Genomic DNA, 3631 nt, shown 5'->3' with positions numbered 1-3631 from the left:
CCCTCTCCCAACTCCCCTCTCCCAACTCCCAACTCCCAACTCCCAACTCCCCTCTCTCCCCTCATGTACATCGAGCCTGACCTACGAGATCGAGTTTATCAACTGTTCAGCTTGGAAGTGCCCAAAATGTTGCAGACGATCGAAACAGAGCTGGTAACGCTGAGTCTCGATCGTAGTGCTACGAAGGTCAATAATCTCCTGCGGGCGGCGCATTCAATTAAGGGTGGGGCTGCCAGTCTGGGCTTGGTAGCGATCGCGGAGTTATCACATCAAATCGAAGATATTTTTCGGGTGCTCAATCATCCCGATTTACCATTCGATCGTAATTTGGAGCTACTGTTATTTAAAATTTATGATTGTCTGGAGCGGCTAGTATCTGCCGAAATTCATGGCACGACCTTAGCCGCCGAATTTCATACCCAGATCCAGATTATCTTGGCCGATCTGGACGATGAGATCGGTCACTTTGTAATTGCCGGACAACAATTACCCGCAGATCGGCTCAGTAGTGATGTCGATCTGACCCAATCGATTTTTGAAGTAGACGTCGCCCAAAGTTTAGCTAGACTCGAACGCGTTCTGCTCGATCCCGAATGCGATGCGATTGTGGTGGGAGAGTTTCGCGCCCAAGCCGAAGTATTTACGGGCATTGCCATGCTGACTGATACGCCTGGATTTGGCACGCTCGCTCGTGCCACTATTGACGCTTTAGATCGTCATCCCGATCGCGCCCGCGAAATTTGTTGTTTTGCGCTGGTAGACTTTTATAAAACCCTCAATGCCCTGTTGGTCGCCGATTCTGCGGGCGCACGGCTCCGCCAGCGGGCTGACTGTGAGACGATCTCTCCCGGTTTTGCGTTTTTGATTGCCGAGCCACCCCGTGCGACACAACCTATCGCTGCCAGGTCGGATCTGGAGATGGGATTAGGCAACCCGCAATCTCTAGTAGCAAACTTATTCGATCTTGAAGATCTCTTTGACGAGATGGATGGGGAACTCGATTTAATCTTCGATCCCGAAGATCGTCAATGGTATGCGGGACAATGGGGAGCGGAGACATTCGCCGCGTTCTCTCAATCGATCGATCTAGAAGATCTCCACATCCAACCGCACGATTATTTCACGTCGATTTTACCTGAAGTTGCCGAGGTCGAATTTGCGGGGATTGTTGCCGACAGATCTACTTCCCGCGCTACATTAGAGAGCGTCGATCGCTTGAATCTGAGTTTTGACTTAGTAGATATTTTCGATCTGCCGAGTGCTGCTGCCAGCTATACCACATTAGAAACGCTGCCTGCACCCACCCCAGGCATCGTGCCCGAACTTGACGAGGCAGCCCATCTGAGCTTCGATCTGGTAGATATTTTCGATCTCCCTGCCGCACCAGAGTTACTACCGATCGCCCATCGTTCCGAAATTGGGTTATTGGTAGCCGAGATTGCGAGTAATTTCGATCGATTACCGCCGATCGAGCCAGAAACATTTACATCCACGCCCAAAGTTTTCAAACCGCGCCGGGTCAAAAAAACTCGGAAAGTCAGTCCCACCACTGCGCCTCAGTTATCGATCAGAGTTGCACTCGATCGCTTGGATCGGATGAATAATCTCATGGGCGAATTGGCGACCGAACGGCATGGATTGGCTCTGTATAACGAACAATTTCAGGATACATTGGGGCAACTGCGATCGAAATGTGAAAATTTCCAGACAATTGGCGATCGGCTACAGCAGATTGCCGACACGCTGGCTATTTCGACTCAAGCCGCTCCAGCTAATCCCGCAGCACCATCGGACAAGCTACGACTCGATCTTGCTCTGGGCGAACAATTCGACGCTTTAGAACTAGATCGTTATAGCGAACTCCACAATCTCTCTCAAGCCACCATCGAGCAACTAGCTCAAATTGAAGAGCAGATCGAAGATTTGTCGCTATTTGTCGATCGTTCTGGCCGTCAGATCGATCGTCAAAAACAACTCCTATCCTATTTGCGGGAAGATCTGATGTGGGCGCGGATGTTGCCCTTGGGTGAAATTCTCAATCGCTTTCCCCGCACCCTGCACGATTTGTCGATCGAATTTAATAAGCCTGTCGATCTCAAAATTACCGGAGCTGGAGTGTTAGTCGATCGGGCGGCGATCGACAAACTACTCGATCCGCTAGTTCACTTACTCCGCAACGCTTTCGACCATGGGATCGACGCTCCTGCCGCCCGTCAAGCCATGGGCAAACCAGAGCGCGGCTCGATCGAAATTACCGCCTACCACCAAGGTAGTCAAACCGTCATCGAGATCGCCGATGACGGTCGCGGCATCAATCTCGATGCGATCGCGGCCAAAGGGATCGCCCTCAACCTCATAACTGCCGTAGAGGCACAGCAGGCTAGCAAAGAACGAATCCTCGATTTATTATTTACTCCCGGTTTTTCTACTGCCGAGCGCGTTACTAAATTGTCGGGACGGGGGATGGGGTTGGATATTGTCAAAGAGCAAATTCAAGCACTTAAAGGGACGATCGAGATCGATTCCCAGGTGGGTAAAGGCACGACATTTATCTTACGAATTCCACTCACTCTGACGATCGCACAACTGATGGTGTGCCAAGTGGGTAGTGCCGTTTATGCTTTTCCGGCTGATAGTATCCAAAAAATTGTCGTCCCGTTACCCGAACAGTTGGAGCAAGAAGATTCTGGCCGAATATTTTATTGGCGCAGTCTAAAAATCCCCATTTATCATCTCACCGAGCTGCTCCCCTATACTGTGCCAATCTCCGAGCGCACCATTTCCCATACGCTCAAAAGTAGTGCCAGCAACCCTCCAGACTGGCTACCGCCATTATTACTAATTCGCCGTGGCGATCGACTCGTCGGACTCCAGATCGATCGACTGATTACCGAGCAAGAATTAACGATCGTCCCATTTGGTAAAGCAATTAAACCGCCTAGCTATAGTTATGGCTGCACGATTTTAGGGGATGGGGTCATCTTACCCGTACTCGATCCACATACGATCGTGCAGGTGTTAGTCGAACGACCTCATTGTCCGCTCGTACCCAACATCCTGCCGCCAGTCTCAATCTCTAGCACGGCAATCCTGGCGATCGATGACTCGGTGACTACCCGTCAGAGTCTGTGTCTCTCGCTCGAAAAATATGGCTATCGTACCTTTCAAGCCAAGGATGGGCAAGAAGGACTCGAACTGCTCCGTCAGAAAACTAGTGAGATTAAATTAGTTGTTTGCGATGTTGAAATGCCCAATATGAACGGCTTTGAATTTCTCAATATCTATCGCCAAGATCCCGCATTAACTCACATTCCAGTGGTAATGCTCACTTCTCGCAGTAATGATAAACACCGTCAATTTGCCACTCATCTGGGTGCCGTTGACTATTTCATCAAACCTTATCTCGAACAAGATTTTATGATCGCGATCGAGAAAATAATTGATAGTTGATAATTGATAATTGATGATTGATAATTGATAATTGATAACTAGATTATTATTCTGTAAATTTAAACCTATATTATTTGTCGATCGCTCTACTCATCCACCCATCCACTCATCCACTCATCCACTCATCCACCCATCCACCCATCCACCCATCCACCCATCCACCCCTATGTTTGCTAATACT

Annotated in this window: 1 protein-coding gene; it reads left to right on the top strand. The window is 49.2% G+C overall.

All coding sequences use genetic code 11. From position 1 onward, the window contains the following. The first annotated feature begins 63 nt into the window (after positions 1–63). Positions 64–3450: a hybrid sensor histidine kinase/response regulator gene (locus C7B77_RS26185; RefSeq protein ID WP_106311909.1), complete on the top strand. Its 3387-nt coding sequence runs from the start codon at positions 64–66 to the stop codon at positions 3448–3450. The last annotated feature ends 181 nt before the right edge of the window (positions 3451–3631 follow it).

It is taken from the genome of Chamaesiphon polymorphus CCALA 037, assembly GCF_003003845.1.
GTDB lineage: Bacteria > Cyanobacteriota > Cyanobacteriia > Cyanobacteriales > Chamaesiphonaceae > Chamaesiphon > Chamaesiphon polymorphus.
Note: the sequence above shows the minus strand (reverse complement) of the source record. Positions and strands in the feature narration are given on the sequence as shown.